The sequence below is a fragment of the Streptomyces sp. NPDC002588 genome (assembly GCF_040295925.1).
Taxonomy (GTDB): domain Bacteria; phylum Actinomycetota; class Actinomycetes; order Streptomycetales; family Streptomycetaceae; genus Streptomyces.
In genome coordinates this window covers 55,944-71,812 of the sequence record NZ_JBEOWF010000046.1, presented here as the reverse complement: position 1 = coordinate 71,812, position 15,869 = coordinate 55,944, and the positions used below count along the sequence as shown (strand labels likewise).

The following is a 15,869-nucleotide window of genomic DNA, read 5'->3' as shown; positions in this document are numbered from 1 at the left end:
ATCACCCGCCGACGCCGCCGTCGCCGGGCAACTCCCCTCCCAACACAGAAAGAACTGGTATGGCAAACGAACCGGCTGCCCAGGCACGCCCGGCGTTCGGACTGACCGTCCTGGCCGTGTCCCTGCCGATGTTCATGGTGGCGCTGGACAACCTGGTGGTGACCAACGCGCTGGCGTCCATCCGGCGCGACCTGGACGCCTCCATCCAGGGCCTGCAGTGGGTCACCAACAGCTACATCCTCGGCTTCGCCGGCATGCTGCTGGTCGCGGCCGGGCTCGGCGACCGGTTCGGACGCCGCAAGGTGTTCGTCTCCGGACTCTCGCTGTTCGTGCTGTTCTCGATCGGATGCGCGCTGTCCACCTCGACCGCGGCGCTCGTCGCCCTGCGCGCCCTGCAGGGCATGAGCGCGGCCGCCGTCCTGCCGCTGTCGCTGACGATGCTGACCATGGCCGTGCCCCCGGAGAAGCGGGGAGTGGCGATCGGCATCTGGTCCAGCATCAGCAGCCTGGCGGTCGGCATCGCCCCGCTGATCGGCGGCGCCATCACCACCGGCATCGGCTGGCACTGGCTGTTCTGGCTGAACGTCCCGATCGGTCTCATCGCCGTACCACTGGTGCTGCGCGTCCACGCCGAGACCCGAGGCGCGGCAGCCGGGCTCGACCTCCTCGGGCTGCTGCTCGGCGCCTCCGGAGTGCTCGCCCTCGTCTGGGCGATCGTGGACAGCAGCGACTACGGCTGGACCTCCGCCCGCGTGCTCGGCAAGTACGCCGCGGCCGCCGTGCTGCTGGTGCTCTTCGTGCTGTGGGAGCGTCGCACCGCCCAGCCGCTGCTCCCGCTGCGGATCTACCGCAGCCGCGCCTTCACCCTGACCAACCTCGCCTCGCTGGCCGTGTACTTCGGTCTGTTCGGTTCGATCTTCTTCCTCGCCCAGTACCTCCAGGTGGTCCGCCACCACTCGCCGTTCGTGGCCGGTCTGTGGACCCTGCCCTGGGCCGTCATGCCGACGATCTGCGCACCGTACGCGGGCAAGCTCATCCCCAAGGTGGGCGCCGCCAGACTGATCGCCGCCGGGCTGGCCCTCGCGGCCGTGGGTCTGGCCTGGTGCGCCCTGATCTCCGACCCGGCCACCGCGGACTGGCAGATGGTGGCGCCGTACATGCTGTGCGGCATCGGCACCGGACTGATCTTCGCGCCGACCGCGACGGTGGTGGTCAGCTCCGTCCAGCCGCTGGACATCGGTAAGGCGTCCGGCACCAACGCGACCGTCCGCGAGATCGGCAGCGCCCTGGGGATCGCCGTACTCACCACCGTGTTCACCAGCCGGGGCGGCAACTACCACTCGCCGGCGGCGTTCACCGACGCCATGATCCCCGGCCTGTGGATCTGCGTCGCGGTCCTGCTGGCCGGCGGTGCGGTGGCGCTGGGCATTCCGGCGCTCAAACCGTCCGTCCCCGCCCCTGCCGCCGCCAGGCAGCCGGCTCTCGACTGACCCCGCAATCCCACAAGGAGCACAGACACATGGTCACCTTCACCGACCTCTACGCCCAGTACGGTGTGAAATCCCCGCACGACCTGTTCGAGCAACTGCGTGAGGAACGCCCGCTGTTCCAGGTCGAACTGCCCAACGGGGTGCCGCTCTGGCTGGTCACCCAGTACGCCGACTCCCGGGCGGGGCTCGGCGACGCGCGGCTGTCCAACCGGATCGGTACCCGGATCGTCTCCCAGGACGTCCTGCCCGCCGACATCCGCGCCAGCATGGGCACCCACATGCTGCGGGTCGACGGCACCGACCACACCCGACTGCGACGGCTGGTCTCCTCGGTGTTCACTGCCAGGCGGATCGAACTGCTCCGGCCGATGATCGAGCAGATGACCAGCGACCTGCTCGACAAGATGGCCGTCCAGGAGCACCCGGACGCCATCCGCGACCTGGCCTACCCGCTGCCGATGCAGGTGATCTGCGAGCTGCTCGGTGTCCCGGTGTCCGACCACGAGCGCTTCCGTACCTGGTCGAACGCCTACCTCGCCGGGGTCGGCACGCAGAACTTCCCCGTCGACGTGGTGACCGAGTTCGTCCACTACGTCCGGGACCTCGTCCAGCAGAAGCGGGCCGAACCGGACGACAAACTGCTCTCCGCGATGATCTCCGCTCGGGACGACGAGGACCGGCTCGCCGAGCACGAGCTGACCTCGATGTGCTTCCTGCTCATCATCGCCGGCTACGAGACCACGGTGAACCTGCTCGGCAACGGCACGGCCCTACTGCTCGCCGACCCGGCACTCGCCGACCGCCTGCGAGCCGACCACGAGGCCATCCCGGGGGCCGTCGAGGAGTTCCTGCGCTTCGAGAGCCCGGTGCCCGGCGCGAGCTTCCGGGTCGCCACCGAGACCCTGGAACTCGGCGGCCAGACCATCCAGGAGGGCGAACTCGTCCTGATCAGCCTGCTGTCGGCCAACCGCGACGAGCGGGTCTTCACCGACTCGATGACCTTCGACGCCGAGCGCAGCCCGAACCAGCACATGGCCTTCGGCTACGGCATGCACTACTGCCTGGGCGCTCCGCTGGCCCGGCTGGAGGCCCACATCGCCTTCCGCCAACTGCTGAACCGCTTCCCCAAGATGGAGCGTCTGGACCCGTCGGCCGAGCTGAAGTGGCGACCCGGGCTGGTGATGCGGGGCCTGACCGAGCTCCCGGTGAAGCTCAACCAGTAGACACGCCGAAGGTGGTGGCCGACCGACACGGCCACCACCTTCCGGATCCGAATCCCCCTACCCCGACGGGAGTCTGTGGTGATAGCCGACCTGGTCGCCGCGATCGAGTCGCCGGACGCAGTGTCACGCGACTTCGCATCCATGCCGGTTCCGGAGTCCTATCGAGCCGCCGTGCTCTTCAAGGACGAGCAGCACATGTTCGACGGACTGCCGGTCTCGGACCGGAAGCCCGCCAAGGCCTTGCACATCAGTGACGTACCGACCCCGGAACCCGGCCCCGGCGAGGCCCTCATCGCCGTCATGGCGAGCTCCGTCAACTACAACACGGTGTGGAGCGCCCTGTTCTCGCCCGTGCCGACCTTCGCCTTCCTCGAACGCTACGCCCGCACCGGGGGGCCGGCCGCCCGGCACGACCTGCCCCACCATGTGATCGGCTCCGACCTCTCCGGGGTGGTGCTGCGCACCGGACCCGGAGTGCGCCGCTGGCACCCCGGTGACCGGGTGGTCGCGCACTGCCTGTCCGTCGAGCTGGAGGACGCGGCGGGCCACGACGACACGATGCTCGACCCCGAGCAGCGGATCTGGGGCTTCGAGACCAACTTCGGCGGCCTGGCCCACCTGGCGCTGGTGAAGGCCAACCAGCTGATGCCGAAGGCCGCTCACCTCACCTGGGAGGAGGCCGCCGCACCCGGCCTGGTCAACTCCACCGCCTACCGCCAGCTGGTCTCGAGAAACGGCGCGGGCATGAAGGTGGGCGACAACGTGCTGATCTGGGGCGCGGGCGGCGGTCTCGGCTCGTACGCCACCCAGTACGTGCTGGCGGGGGGCGCGATACCGATCTGCGTCGTCTCCAGCGAGCAGAAGGCGGCGATCTGCCGCGCGATGGGCGTCGAGGCGATCATCGACCGCACCGCCGAGGACTACCGGTTCTGGCGGGACGAGCAGACCCAGGACGCAAGGGAATGGAAGCGCTTCGGCAGCCGGATCCGTGAGCTGACGGGCGGCGAGGACGTCGACATCGTCTTCGAGCACCCGGGCCGGGAGACGTTCGGCGCCTCGGTCTACGTCGCCCGCAGGGGCGGGACCATCGTCACCTGCGCCTCCACGTCCGGCTACCGGCACGAGTTCGACAACCGCTACCTGTGGATGCATCTCAAGCGGATCGTCGGTTCGCACTTCGCCAACTACCGCGAGGCATGGGAGGCCAACCGCCTCATCGCCAAGGGCCGGATCCACCCCACGCTCTCCCGTACCTATCCGCTCGACGAGGTCGGCCGGGCGGTGGGCGACGTCCACCGCAACCGGCACCACGGCAAGGTCGGCGTGCTGTGCCTGGCCCCCCAGGAGGGCCTGGGCGTCACGGACCCCGAGCTGCGGGCCCGGCACGAGCCGGCCATCAACCGGTTCCGGGCCGGCTGAGCTCGGCGACACCGCCGCAGTACCGCCGTCCTCTCCCCCCACACCCGCGTTCACACAGATTGGCAGCACGCACATGACCGACACCCCGGTCGACAGCAGCCCCCTCACCTATCCGTTCGAGCGGCCCTCAGCGCTCGAACCGTGCCCTCACTACAAGCGGCTGAGGGAGACGAAACCGGTCGCGGACATCCGGATGCCGAGTGGCGACCACGCCCTCCTGGTCACCGACTACGAATCGGTGCGAACGGTGCTGTCCGACGCCCGCTTCAGCCGGGCCGCCACCGCCCGGCCCGGTGCTCCCAGGATCGGGACCGAGCCGCAGAACGCCAAGAACCTGCTCAGCATGGACCCGCCGCAGCACACCCGAGTACGTCGGCTGGTCTCCCGGGAGTTCACCGCCCGCCGGGTGGCAGCCCTGCGGCCGCGCATCCAGAGCCGTACCGATGAACTTCTGGACGCGATGAAGCGGGCCGGGCCGCCGACCGACCTGGTTCCCGCCCTGGCCTTCCCGCTGCCCGTGACCGTCATCTGCGAACTGCTCGGGGTCCCGCTCGACGAACGGGAGCAGATCGCCGAATGGTCCGGCACCGTCCTGTCGACCGTCTCACTGCCGGTCGAGCAGATCATCGCCGCCCACTCGGGTCTGGCCACCTATCTGGGCGGGCTCATCGCCGCCAAGCGTGCGAAGCCGGGCGACGACCTCCTGTCCGCCCTCGTGTCGATCCATGAGACGGACGCCGAACGACTCGACGAGGAGGAACTGCTCCACCTTGCCATCACCCTGCTCATCGCCGGGCACGAGACCACGACCAACCAGATCGCCAACGGTGTCCTGGCGTTGCTGACGCACCCCGAGCAGTTCGAGGCGGTGCGCCGCGACCCCGGAGTGATCCCCGCCGCCGTGGAGGAACTGCTGCGCTTCGTCCCCCCGGGAGACGAGGCGACCCTGCGCATCGCCCTGGAGGACGTGAAGCTGGGTGACACCGTCGTGCCCACGGGCACCGCGGTTCTCGCGTCCCTGGCCTCCGCCAACCGTGACGCCCGGCACTTCACCGAGCCCGACACCCTCGACGTCACGGACACCGCCAGAGCCCAGCACCTGACGTTCGGCTACGGCATCCACTACTGCCTCGGCGCGGGTCTGGCCCGCCTGGAGCTGGAGATCGCGATCGGCACACTGCTGCGCCGCTTCCCCACACTCCGGCCGGCCGTGCCGGCCGGGGAAGTGCCGCGTTCCTCCGGCCGTCTGATCCATGGGGTCACGTCTCTGCCTGTCGCCTGGTAGGAGAAGCCGGGAGCTCCGCTTCCGGCTGAGAGTGCTCGCACGGGGGAGGGCCGTGCGCAGCGCGACGCCGACCCGCTCACGGCCCCTCCGGGCACGGCCGACTGCGGCTGCTGACGGGGTCAGTCCCGTACGACCTCGGGCAGCGGCCGCAGGAAGCGGTGGTCCGCCGACCCGAACTCCCCCTCGGGGCGGGCCGCCTGGAGTACCACGTCGAGCGCGGCGCCCGCGTCGCATCCGTAGTGCCCGCTGGCCCAGGCGGCGTTGGCCTCGACCACCGCCCATTCGGAGCCGTCGGTCAGACCGACGTCCACGACGATCGCGCTCGGCAGCCCCGTACCGGCCAGCCGCCCCGCGAACGCCAGCACCTCCCGGCGGCGCGGGTCCTCGGCCAGTGGGGCGACGTCGAGGCCGCCGCGGGTCGCGTACCGGCTGCCGGTGCGCACCTCGCCGTCCAGCAGGAACAGCCGGTACTCCGCGGCGAACGTCACGATGTCGCTGACCAGCACCGGTTCCGTGTCCTCGACGGCGTCCGGGCCGGGCAGCCCGCTGCCGTCCGGGTAGACCCGGGCGGGGAAGCTCTTGTCGTTCGGCGGCTTGATGAACGCGGGGCGCCGCAGCCGCCTGGCCTCCGCGACGGTGGTGAACTCGATCTCCCGCAGGGTGAGTTCGCGGGGCAGCCGGGCAAGCCAGTTCTCCGGTGCCTCCAGCAGCCCGAGCCCCAGCTCCCGCGCGACCGTGTCCGCGAACAGCGGCCCGGCGTACAGCGAGGCGCCCGCGGCGCCCCGCCAGGGCTCGGGCACCCGCCAGTCGCGCAGCGTCTCCACGTGCGCACCGCGCCGCCGTGCCGCGTCCGCGAGGGCGTGGCCGGTCGCGGTGACGCGCGGGGAGAGGAACAGGGTCCGGGTGGTCGTCATGGGAGAAGAGGGTGGCCTACGGGCGGGCCCCGGCGACACCTGATTTCTGCCGGGGCCCGCCCGGGTCACAGCCGGGTCAGCTCGTCCACCAGGTCGTCGAGACCCAGCGACCCCTGCGAAAGGGCCGCCATGTGCCAGGACTTGAGGTCGAAGCCGGCGCCGTGACGCTCGCGGGCCCTCTCCCGGCCCAGCAGCCAGGCCCGTTCGCCGAGCTTGTAGCCGATCGCCTGACCGGGGATCGTGAGATAGCGGGTCAGCTCGCTCTCAACGAAGTCCGCCGGGCGGCTGCTGTGCGAGCCGAAGAACTCCTGCGCCAGCCCGGGCGTCCAGCGCTCGCCGGGGTGGAACGGCGAGTCGGCCGGGATCTTCAGCTCAAGGTGCATCCCGATGTCGACGATGACCCGCACCGCGCGCATCATCTGCGCGTCCAGGTACCCGAGCCGCTGCTCGGCGTCGGTGAGGAAGCCCAGTTCGTCCATCAGCCGCTCCGCGTACAGCGCCCAGCCCTCGCAGTTGGCGCTGACCATGCCGACGGAGGCCTGGTAGCGGGAGAGCTTCCCGGCCATGTGCGCCCACTGCGCGAGCTGGAGGTGGTGGCCGGGGACGCCCTCGTGGTACCAGGTCGAGACGAGGTCGTAGACGGCGAAGCGGGTCTGCCCCATCGTCGGGAGCCAGGTGCGGCCCGGCCGCGAGAAGTCCTCCGAAGGGGACGTGTAGTAGGGGGCGGCCGCGCTGCCGGCCGGGGCGATCCGCGACTCCACCTTCCGGACCCGTTCGGCGAGTTCGAAGTGGGTGCCGTCCAGTCTTCCGATCGCCTCGTCCATCAGGCCCTGCAGCCAGTCGCGTACCTCGTCGACGCCCTCGATGTGCCGCCCGTGCTCGTCGAGATGGGCCAGCGCCACCCACGGGGTGTCCGCGCCCGGCAGGACCTTCTCCGCCTCCTGCTTCATCTCGGCGAGCAGCCGGTGGTACTCCGCCCACCCGTACGCGTACGCCTCGTCCAGGTCGAGGTCGGTGCCGTTGTAGTAGCGGGACCAGCGGGCGTACCGTTCGCGGCCGACGGTGTCCGGCGCGCCCTCGACCGCCGGCGCGTACACCTCGCGCATCCAGTCCCGCAGCTCCACGAGCGCGGCCGTGGCCCTACGGGCCGCGTCGTCCAGCTCGGCGCGCAGCGCGTCGTCCAGCGGCACGGCCGCGGCGGCCACGAAGTCCTCGAACCAGCCGCGGCCGGCGCCGTCCGTGTCCGACCATTCGGTGAGCTGGTCGATGAGGGTGGCGGTCGGTCGCGGCGCCGCGTACAGCTTGCGCTCCAGACCGAGCGCCAGGGACTCCCGGTAGCCCGCGAGGGCAGCCGGCACGGCCCGCAGCCGCTCGGCGATCGCCGCCCAGTCGTCGGCGGTCTGCGCGGGGGTCACGGTGAACACCTCGCGCACGTGCTGCGCGGGCGTGCCCAGGTTCCCGACCGCCCGCAGGCCCTCGTCGGCCTCGTGCACGGCGAGCTGTGCGGTGAGGCGCTCGCGCAGCAGGCGCGCGCATCGGCGCTCGATGTCACTGTCCGCGCCGGGTTGTCGCTCCGCTTCGTCGAGCTTCGCCAGGGTGTCCCGCGCGAGCTGCGCGAGTGCCTCCTGCCCGGCGGGGGACAGGTCGGGCATACGGCTCGAACTCTCGGCCACGCCCAGGTAGGTGCCGATCACCGGGTCGAGGGTGATGAGGCCGTCGACATAGGCGTCGGCGACCGCACGGGGAAGCGGGCTGTTGGTCTGTGACATGGGCACCATCCTCGTACGGGGAACGACGCACGTCACGGCGTTTCTACCGTCGGCCTCATCCGCCGGTCCCGGGCGGCAGCATCGGGCCGCAGGCCCACTGCTGGAAGATCAGGCGGGTCTCCACCCTGGCGACCTCCCGGCGCGCCGTGAACTCGTCGAGCACGAGCCGCTGGAGATCGGCCATGTCGGCGACGGCGACATGCACCAGGTAGTCGTCGGGACCGGTGAGGTGGAACACGGTCAGCGCCTCCGGAAGCGCCCGGATCCGCTCCACGAACGGTCCCACCAGCTCCCGCCGATGCGGTCTGACCTGCACCGACAGCAGCGCCTGCAGGCCTCGCCCCAGTTTGGCCGGATCCAGGCGCAGCTGATGCCCGAGGATCACGCCCGAACGGCGCAGCCGGGTCACCCGGTCCAGACACGTCGACGGCGCGACGCCGACCTGCGCCGCGAGATCGCGGTAGGTCGTCCGGGCGTCGTTCTGCAGCAGCCGCAGCAGCTGGAGATCCACCGGGTCCAGTACGACAGATTCGGACATCCGTCGAACGTAGCACGGCGTTCGATTCCGATGGCCCGTCCGTTGTTCACTCTGCGGTCCATGGACTCAGCCGCAGCGAGCACGCACGCGTACGACGCCGTACGTCACTCCGCAGCGCCCCGCGCACTGGCCACCGAGGCCGTGCACGCCGGGCGGGACGATCTGGCCCGGCAGGGCCTGCACGCCCCGCCGATCGACCTGTCCACCACCTATCCCTCGTACGACAGCCGCGCCGAGGCGGCCCGTGTCGACGCCTTCGCCGCCACGGGCGCCGAGCCGCAGGGACCACCGGTCTACGGACGGCTCGGCAACCCGACCGTCGCCCGCTTCGAGACCGCCCTCGCCCGGCTGGAGGGCACCGGGGGCGCCGTGGCCTTCGCCAGCGGGATGGCCGCGCTGAGCGCGGTGCTGCTGGCGCGCGCCGCCACGGGGCTGCGGCACGTCGTCGCCGTACGGCCCCTCTACGGCTGCAGCGACCACCTGCTGACCGCCGGACTGCTCGGCTCGGAGGTCACCTGGACCGACCCGGCCGGGATCGCCGACGCGCTGCGCCCCGACACCGGTCTGGTGATGGTGGAGACCCCGGCCAACCCGACCCTCGCCGAGATCGACCTGCGGGCCGTCGCGCACGCCTGCGGCTCGGTCCCGCTGCTCGCCGACAACACCTTCGCCACCCCGGTGCTCCAGCGGCCGGCCGAACACGGCGCCCGGCTCGTCCTGCACAGCGCCACCAAGTACCTCGGTGGCCACGGCGACGTGCTGGGGGGCGTCGTGGCCTGCGACGAGGAGTTCGCGGGACGGCTTCGGCAGATACGGTTCGCCACCGGCGGCATCCTGCACCCCCTGGCCGGATACCTGCTGCTGCGGGGCCTGTCCACCCTGCCCGTCCGGGTCCGGGCCGCCTCCGCGACCGCCGCCGAACTGGCCCGCCGTCTCGCCGCCCACCCGGGCGTGGCACGTGTGCGGTACCCGCGCCTGGGCGGCGCGATGATCGCCTTCGAGACGCACGGCGATCCCCACGCGGTGATCGCGGGGGTCCGGCTGATCACCCCGGCCGTGAGCCTGGGCAGCGTCGACACCCTCATCCAGCACCCGGCGTCCATCAGCCACCGCGTCGTGGACGCCGAGGAGCGCCGGGGCGCCGGCGTGAGCGACCGGCTGCTGCGGCTGTCGGTGGGGCTGGAGGACGTCGAGGACCTGTGGGGCGATCTGGCGGGGGCGTTGGGGGCGCCCGTCGCCGTATGAGAACGGCCCGGCGGTGTCGTACCGCCGGGCCGCTTTCCGCCCTCGTGGGTCAGTCGCGTGCGACGCGCTCCCCGTACTGCCGGGACACCTCGTGCGCCGCGTCCCTCTCGAGTCGCGCCGTGATCACCAGCGTCCCCTCCTCGATCTGGTAGTCGAGCGGCAGCCCGAGCCCCCGCATCGCGGCGACCATGCCAGTGTTGGAGGACTGCGTCACCGCGTACACGCTCTCGCAGCCCGCCTCCACGGCCATCGCGACGAGCCGGCCGAGGAGTTCGGTGCCGATGCCGCGCCGCTGCCACTGGTCCTCGACGAGCAGCGCGACCTCCGTCTCGTCGCCGTCCCAGAGGAGGTGGCCGAGGCCGACGATCCGCCCGGACGGCGTCTGCACCGCGAGGGTGCGGCCGTAGCGGGGGCTGAGCAGGTGGTTGAGGTACCGGTCCGCGTCGCCGACCGGCCCGTGGTAGCGCATCCCGAGAGTGCGGGTGGAGCACCGCTCGTGCATCGCTCTGGCCGCCTCGAGGTCACCGGTGTCGGCCCGGCGCACGGTGATGTCGTTGCCCTCGGGCAGCGTCAGCACGTCCTGGCTGCGCGGGATGCGCGGCCCGAGCCTGGCGTCCAGTTCGACCAGGGCACGCGCGCGTGCGAACTCGGTCGGGGTGAACGGCAGATACGGCCGCTCCACGGTGATCACTCCGCCTTCCGGCGCCCGCAGGCGCATCACAGTGTCCTCCAGCACTCCTTCGACGGGTACGTCGGCCTGCCGCCGGCCGCCGCCCGCGGACGTGCCGGGGAACTGGCGGATCGTGCACCGGCCGAGCAACTGGCGGAGCGCGAGCGGCAGTTCGGCCGCGTCCAGGGCGGTGCGGGTGGCCAGGCCGAGGACCCGGGTCGGCGCGTCCACCAGATCGTGCGCGTCGGCCCGCTCGATCCAGGTGCCGGTGCCGCCGGCGCCGGAGACGGCTCCGGTGATCTCGGCCGCCGAGAGCGGGGCCGGAGCGCGCAGCAGGAACTCGTCCACCGTGTCAGCGCCCAGCGGATGCGTCTGGAGGTTCAGGATGTCCACCCGGTGCCCGGCGAGTGCCGTGCACAGCGCGGCCAGGGACCCCGGGGAGTCCCTGACCGTGGTCCGCATCCGCCACAGGGTGCTGTCCTCACCCACGACGGCGGGCCCGGCCTGCTCCTCCGTGAAGGAGGGCCGGGCACCGGTATCGCCCGTCGGCGGCGGGTCCTCGTGGCGCCGTGGCAGCCAGGAGCCCTTGAAGAGCGCGGTGAGCACGGTGAGTGCGGTGGATTTCCCGTCGGTCACGTTTCGTGTCATGCATCCACTGTGAAGGAACGGTGTTGCGTGATCACGAACGATCTGTGACTGACGGGTAAAGGCCGCGAATGCCCGTTTTGTTAAGTCTTCTACGACTACTGCCCTGCTCTCCTGCCTGATTACTGTCCGACCCTGCCCGGCTGGAGCACCTGGGTGAACAGCACGGTGCCGTCCTGCTCACGCAGCCGGACCGTGAGTTCCCCGCTGTGGCCGTCGATGTCGACCTCGCCGAAGAACTGGTATCCGCCGGCGGGCGAGACGTTGGCCACGGTCGGCGCCTTCACGAAGACCCGCTCCGGACCGAACGTGCCGTCCAGCGCGCTGGCCGGGAAGGCGCCCGCGTTGAGCGGGCCCGAGACGAACTCCCAGAACGGCTCGAAGTCGGTGAACGCGGCCCGCGACGGCTGGTAGTGCTGCGCGGACGTGTGGTGCACGTCGGCCGTCAGCCACACCGTGCCGGTGATCCTGCGGTGCTTGACGAACCGCAGCAGTTCGGCGATCTGCAGCTCACGGCCGAGCGGCGCGCCCGGGTCGCCCTGCGCGACCGCCTCGATGTTCGGCCTGCCCTCCGTGGCGTCCGGCACCACGAGCCCGATCGGCATGTCGGAGGCGATCACCTTCCACACCGCCCGCGACCGCGCCAGCTCCCGCTTGAGCCACTCCAGCTGCTCACGGCCGAGGATGCCCTGCGGGTCGACGGTCTGGTCGTCGGGCGAGTTGGCGTTGCGGTAGGTGCGCATGTCGAGCACGAACACGTCGAGCAGCGGTCCGTGCCGCATCACCCGGTGCACGCGGCCCTGCCTGGCGCCGGGCTGCAGCGTCGAGATCGGGAAGTACTCGCTGAACGCCCGCCGGGCGCGCGCGGCGAGCACGTCGACGCTCTTCTCCGTGTACCGGGGGTCGGCGTCGGTGATCACCTCGCCCGGGTACCAGTTGTTGCGGACCTCGTGGTCGTCCCACTGGATGATCGAGGGCACCTGGGCGTTGAACCGGCGCAGGTTCTCGTCCAGCAGGTTGTAGCGGAAGTTGCCGCGGAACTCCGCGAGCGTCTCGGCCACCTTGGACTTCTCCTCGGTGGTGACGTTCCGCCAGAGCGAGCCGTCGGGCAGCGTCTGGGTCGCGGTGACGGGGCCGTCGGCGTAGATGTTGTCGCCGCTGCAGACGAAGAAGTCCGGGTCGAGCCGGGCCATCGCGTCGTAGATGCGGTAGCCGCCGAGGTCGGGGTTGATGCCCCAGCCCTGCCCCGCGAGGTCACCGGACCACAGGAACCGCACCCCGCGCCGGCGCCCGGCGGGCACGGTGCGGAAGGTGCCGTTCACCGGCTGCCCGGTGCGGCGCGGGTCGTCCGGGTCGGCGAGCAGCACGCGATAGTGGATCTGCTCGCCCGCCGGCAGCCCGTGCAGGCGGGTGGTGCCCGTGAAGTCCGTGCCCGCCCCGAGCAGCGGCCCGTACCATCGCCGCGCGTGCCGGAACGACTCCGTCGCCGCCGTCTCCACGATCATCCGCGCCGGGCGGTCCGAACGCACCCACACCAGCCCGGAGCCGGAGGTCACGTCCCCCGCCTGCACACCCCAGTCCGCACGGGGCCGCCCCGACAGGGCGAGCGCCGGCGCCGCGCCGGCCGCGACGGGCAGGGTCAGGGCCGCGGACGCGGCGAGCGATCCGCGCAGTACGCTGCGGCGCCCGGGGAACGGACGATGTGACATGGCAGGGCCTCCAGAGACGGGATACGGCCGATGTGCACAGTCACAACTACTGGTACGCCGCAGCGCACCGGGAAACCGCAAGTGAACAACTGACCGCACCGGCACGGGATCCGACACCCGTCACACCCCCGTGGCCTCCCGGCGGCACGCGCGCGTGGCGCCGCGACCCGGGCGGTGGGTGGGAAGCCGCGGATCCTCCCGCGGATCGGCGCCCAAGGCCATGGCGTCGGGTGGGGCCCACTCGAACGGCTCAGCGGCTCCCGTCCAGGATCACGCGGGCCACCAGGGCGGGGTCGTCGTTCATCGGGCAGTGGCCGCAGCCGGGGAGGCGTACCAGGCGGGCGGCGGGGATGATCTGCTTGGCGCGGACGCCCTGGCGGCGGACCAGCAGCCAGTCGCGGGTGCCCCAGCCGACGGTGACCGGGATGCCGGGGATGTCCTCGGTGAACTGGACGGTCGTGCCGGCCCGCAGAGTCTGGTCGAACCCGGTGGCCTGCGCCAGCGCCAGCGTCTCGGCGACCACGGCCTCGGGTGAACGGCGGCCGGGGCGGGCGTAGATGGTGCTGGTGAGCGCCGTACGGCCGGCCGCCGTGCGGGACAGCCGCTCGACGAGCGGCAGCGGCATCCGGCGGGAGATGTGCCGCATGGCCAGCAGGACGCCGAAGGCGTACCTCCGCTCGGCCTCCGACCAGAACCCCGCGGGGGACAGCGCGGTGACGGACCGTACGAGCTTCTCGCGGCCGAGTTCCAGGGCCAGCAGTCCGCCGAGGGAGTTGCCCGCCACATGGGGCCGTTCCAGGTCCAGCGTCTCGCAGAAGGCGGCGAAGACGGCGGTCGTGGTGGGCAGGTCGTAGGCGAACCCGTCCGGCAGCGCCGGGGAGACGCCGAAACCGGGGAGGTCCACCGCGATGACGTCGCGTTCGGCGGCCAGGATGTCCACGACCGGGTCCCAGGCCTGCCGGTGGTGGCCGATGCCGTGCAGCAGGAGCAGTGGTTCGCCCTTGCCCGCGCGCGCGTACGAGACCGTGACGGACTGCGGGCCGATGGGGGAGGGGACCGGGAAGGAGACGGTGGCGGGCATGGGGAGCTCCTCGTGGACGGACCGGCGGACGTCGTAGACAGCTTGTCAGCAATTGCTACCGGCGGGTAGCCCTCGGCGTGTTCGTCGCCCCCCGGAGAGGTCAGCGGGCCCTGCGCAGCTCCAGGTTGAAGTCCGCGTGCCCGAAACCGCGCATGAGGTCCAGCCACAGCGGCAGCCACATCTCCACGCCCCGCGCCGACCGGATGCCCCCGAGGTCGAGCACCCGGTCCGCCGGCCAGCCGAACTCGCCGAGCAGCGCGGTGACCTGCGCCTTGGCCTCCGGATCATCGCCGCTCACGAAGACCTGGTGGTCACCCGGCACGCGCGCGGGATCCACCATCACCTCGCAGTTGACCGTGTTCAGCGTCTTCACCACGCGCGCGCGGGGGAACGCCCGCTGGATCTGCTCGCCGACGCTGTCCGAGTCCACCGGGGACAGCCGCAGCTCGCCGTCCTCGAACGCCAGCGGGTTGGAGACGTCCACCAGGACCTTCCCGTCGAGGTTGCCCGCCCCGGCCGCCTCCAGCGCGGCGAGCGCCACGCGCCCGCCCACCGCGTTCACGACGACCTCGGCGGACTCCGCCGCCTCCGCGAACGTCCCCGCGGCCCCGCCCGTGTCCGCGGCCCAGTCCAGCGCCGCCGGGTTGCCCTCGGTGCGCGAGCCGAGCGTCACCTCATGGCCCAGCTCCACCAGCTTTCCGCCCAGTGTGCGCCCCACGACCCCCGTGCCGAGCACCCCGTACCGCATGCAGACCTCCCGTTCGCCGGCCGTCCTCGGACCACCGTCGGACCGTCCTCGGACCTTCGAGGCCCATTCTGCGCCGGGACGCCGGAATGCGCCCGGAAAACGTCACCCGTCCGGAGCCCCCTTCCGCGACGCGGACGTTGCCGGAGCGTCACGAAAACGGCCGTGTGCGAACGCGTAGTGAACGCTTGCTCCTCAAGTGGCCGTCGGCCGATCGAGGGAACGAGGATTGGTCTTGACCAAGGGTGGGTGCCGCCCTATGGTCGCAGAGAAGTACAACAACCTTTAATAAACAAGGGCGAGAAAACGCCGCCGGACCACGGCGATTGCGGAGGACAGGGTGGGGACCACGCAACTGGAATCGGTACCGGAACCGAAGTACTGGCATCTCAAGACCGTGCTCAGCGAGGCGCTCGACTCCGAGTTCACCGTCGGCGAGATCCTGCCGAACGAGCGCGACCTCGCCGCCCGCTTCGGAGTTGCTCGTGCGACGCTCCGTCAGGCCCTCGAGCAGCTTGAGCTGGAAGGCCGGCTGCAGCGCCGCCGCGGTGTCGGCACGACCGTCGCGCCGCCCCGTATGGGCGTCGCCGTCGGCAGCGAACGGCAGGCCTGGCCCGGTGGCGGGGACGACACCTGGAGCTGCGTCGACAGCGTGCTCGAGCCCCCGCCCGCGGTCGTCGCCACCGCCCTGGAGACCCCGCGGGAGGAGTCCGTGCACGTGGTGCGCCGCTCCCGGGTCTCGCACGGCCAGCCGGTGGCCGCCGAACTGCTCTACGTCCCGCGGTCCTCGGTGCCCGACCTGACCGCGATCGACAGCCCGTCCGAGGCCGCACACGCGCGTGCGGTGCTGCGCGAGCTGCAGCGCCTGGAGCTCCAGGGCCAGGACCGCGCCGTGGAACTGGGCTCGGCCCGCGCGGACGACGCCAGGGAACTCGACCGGCTGCCCGGCGCCCCGGTCCTCGTCGTCACCACCCGCTTCTTCGCCGGGGGCCGCACGGCGGCGCTCTCGGTGGCCACATATCGCGCTGACACGTGCCGCCTGACGTTCGGAGCCGAGGGCGGGGTCGAAATACACCACGGCCCGGAGCGGCAGGCGTCGTGAGAATCAGCTGACTCCCCGCGCCCCGGAACTCCCT

13 protein-coding genes are annotated in these 15,869 nt (G+C 71.7%); 6 read left to right on the top strand and 7 right to left on the bottom strand.

Going from position 1 to position 15,869, the window contains the following annotated elements; all coding sequences use genetic code 11:
• Positions 1 to 59 precede the first annotated feature (59 nt).
• From ABT057_RS38975 to ABT057_RS38960, 4 genes are all read left to right on the top strand, one after another.
• Complete coding sequence (locus ABT057_RS38975; RefSeq protein WP_352348657.1) at positions 60 to 1,490, top strand: MFS transporter; 1,431 nt, start codon at positions 60 to 62, stop codon at positions 1,488 to 1,490.
• Between the two features lie 29 nt (positions 1,491 to 1,519).
• A complete protein-coding gene (locus tag ABT057_RS38970; protein ID WP_352348656.1) occupies positions 1,520 to 2,713 on the top strand; it encodes a cytochrome P450 family protein in 1,194 nt (397 codons plus the stop codon).
• Between the two features lie 141 nt (positions 2,714 to 2,854).
• Positions 2,855 to 4,132: a crotonyl-CoA carboxylase/reductase gene (gene ccrA, locus ABT057_RS38965; RefSeq protein ID WP_502974037.1), complete on the top strand. Its 1,278-nt coding sequence runs from the start codon at positions 2,855 to 2,857 to the stop codon at positions 4,130 to 4,132.
• 73 nt (positions 4,133 to 4,205) lie between these two features.
• A complete protein-coding gene (locus ABT057_RS38960; RefSeq protein WP_352348655.1) occupies positions 4,206 to 5,417 on the top strand; it encodes a cytochrome P450 in 1,212 nt (403 codons plus the stop codon).
• 119 nt (positions 5,418 to 5,536) lie between these two features.
• Here ABT057_RS38960 and ABT057_RS38955 read toward each other — a convergent pair whose 3' ends face one another.
• From ABT057_RS38955 to ABT057_RS38945, 3 genes are all read right to left on the bottom strand, one after another.
• The gene (locus ABT057_RS38955) at positions 5,537 to 6,331 is read right to left on the bottom strand and encodes an ATP-grasp domain-containing protein (RefSeq protein ID WP_352348654.1); all 795 of its coding nucleotides are present in this window, start codon (positions 6,329 to 6,331) and stop codon (positions 5,537 to 5,539) included.
• Positions 6,332 to 6,396: 65 nt separating this feature from the next.
• Complete coding sequence (locus ABT057_RS38950) at positions 6,397 to 8,100, bottom strand: DUF885 domain-containing protein (RefSeq protein WP_352348653.1); 1,704 nt, start codon at positions 8,098 to 8,100, stop codon at positions 6,397 to 6,399.
• A 55-nt stretch (positions 8,101 to 8,155) separates the two neighbouring features.
• Positions 8,156 to 8,638 (bottom strand): Lrp/AsnC family transcriptional regulator, encoded by a 483-nt coding sequence (locus ABT057_RS38945; protein ID WP_352348652.1) that lies wholly within the window; start codon positions 8,636 to 8,638, stop codon positions 8,156 to 8,158.
• A 60-nt stretch (positions 8,639 to 8,698) separates the two neighbouring features.
• On the opposite strand from ABT057_RS38945, the gene ABT057_RS38940 reads away from it, so the two are divergent.
• Positions 8,699 to 9,883, top strand: coding sequence for a trans-sulfuration enzyme family protein (locus ABT057_RS38940; protein WP_352348651.1), 1,185 nt, complete (start codon positions 8,699 to 8,701; stop codon positions 9,881 to 9,883).
• A 49-nt stretch (positions 9,884 to 9,932) separates the two neighbouring features.
• On the opposite strand, the gene ABT057_RS38935 is transcribed toward ABT057_RS38940, so the two are convergent.
• From ABT057_RS38935 to ABT057_RS38920, 4 genes are all read right to left on the bottom strand, one after another.
• Entirely contained in the window at positions 9,933 to 11,201 is a 1,269-nt protein-coding gene (locus ABT057_RS38935; RefSeq protein ID WP_352348650.1) for a GNAT family N-acetyltransferase, read from the bottom strand.
• Between the two features lie 119 nt (positions 11,202 to 11,320).
• Positions 11,321 to 12,907, bottom strand: a complete 1,587-nt coding sequence (locus ABT057_RS38930; RefSeq protein ID WP_352348649.1) for an alkaline phosphatase D family protein — start codon at positions 12,905 to 12,907, stop codon at positions 11,321 to 11,323.
• 250 nt (positions 12,908 to 13,157) lie between these two features.
• Positions 13,158 to 13,988: an alpha/beta fold hydrolase gene (locus tag ABT057_RS38925; RefSeq protein WP_352348648.1), complete on the bottom strand. Its 831-nt coding sequence runs from the start codon at positions 13,986 to 13,988 to the stop codon at positions 13,158 to 13,160.
• A 100-nt stretch (positions 13,989 to 14,088) separates the two neighbouring features.
• On the bottom strand, positions 14,089 to 14,736 hold the full coding sequence (locus ABT057_RS38920; protein ID WP_352348647.1) for an NADPH-dependent F420 reductase: 648 nt from the start codon (positions 14,734 to 14,736) through the stop codon (positions 14,089 to 14,091).
• A gap of 337 nt (positions 14,737 to 15,073) precedes the next feature.
• Between ABT057_RS38920 and ABT057_RS38915 the strand changes: the two genes are divergently transcribed.
• Positions 15,074 to 15,835: a GntR family transcriptional regulator gene (locus ABT057_RS38915; protein ID WP_352348646.1), complete on the top strand. Its 762-nt coding sequence runs from the start codon at positions 15,074 to 15,076 to the stop codon at positions 15,833 to 15,835.
• Positions 15,836 to 15,869: the final 34 nt, after the last annotated feature.

Bases quoted from the DNA above. Each gene is read 5' to 3' on its own strand.
- ABT057_RS38975 (WP_352348657.1), top strand. From the start codon at position 60: ATGGCAAACGAACCGGCTGCCCAGGCACGCCCGGCGTTCGGACTGACC.
- ABT057_RS38970 (WP_352348656.1), top strand. From the start codon at position 1,520: ATGGTCACCTTCACCGACCTCTACGCCCAGTACGGTGTGAAATCCCCG.
- ccrA (WP_502974037.1), top strand. From the start codon at position 2,855: ATGCCGGTTCCGGAGTCCTATCGAGCCGCCGTGCTCTTCAAGGACGAG.
- ABT057_RS38960 (WP_352348655.1), top strand. From the start codon at position 4,206: ATGACCGACACCCCGGTCGACAGCAGCCCCCTCACCTATCCGTTCGAG.
- ABT057_RS38955 (WP_352348654.1), bottom strand. From the start codon at position 6,331: ATGACGACCACCCGGACCCTGTTCCTCTCCCCGCGCGTCACCGCGACC.
- ABT057_RS38950 (WP_352348653.1), bottom strand. From the start codon at position 8,100: ATGTCACAGACCAACAGCCCGCTTCCCCGTGCGGTCGCCGACGCCTAT.
- ABT057_RS38945 (WP_352348652.1), bottom strand. From the start codon at position 8,638: ATGTCCGAATCTGTCGTACTGGACCCGGTGGATCTCCAGCTGCTGCGG.
- ABT057_RS38940 (WP_352348651.1), top strand. From the start codon at position 8,699: ATGGACTCAGCCGCAGCGAGCACGCACGCGTACGACGCCGTACGTCAC.
- ABT057_RS38935 (WP_352348650.1), bottom strand. From the start codon at position 11,201: ATGACACGAAACGTGACCGACGGGAAATCCACCGCACTCACCGTGCTC.
- ABT057_RS38930 (WP_352348649.1), bottom strand. From the start codon at position 12,907: ATGTCACATCGTCCGTTCCCCGGGCGCCGCAGCGTACTGCGCGGATCG.
- ABT057_RS38925 (WP_352348648.1), bottom strand. From the start codon at position 13,988: ATGCCCGCCACCGTCTCCTTCCCGGTCCCCTCCCCCATCGGCCCGCAG.
- ABT057_RS38920 (WP_352348647.1), bottom strand. From the start codon at position 14,736: ATGCGGTACGGGGTGCTCGGCACGGGGGTCGTGGGGCGCACACTGGGC.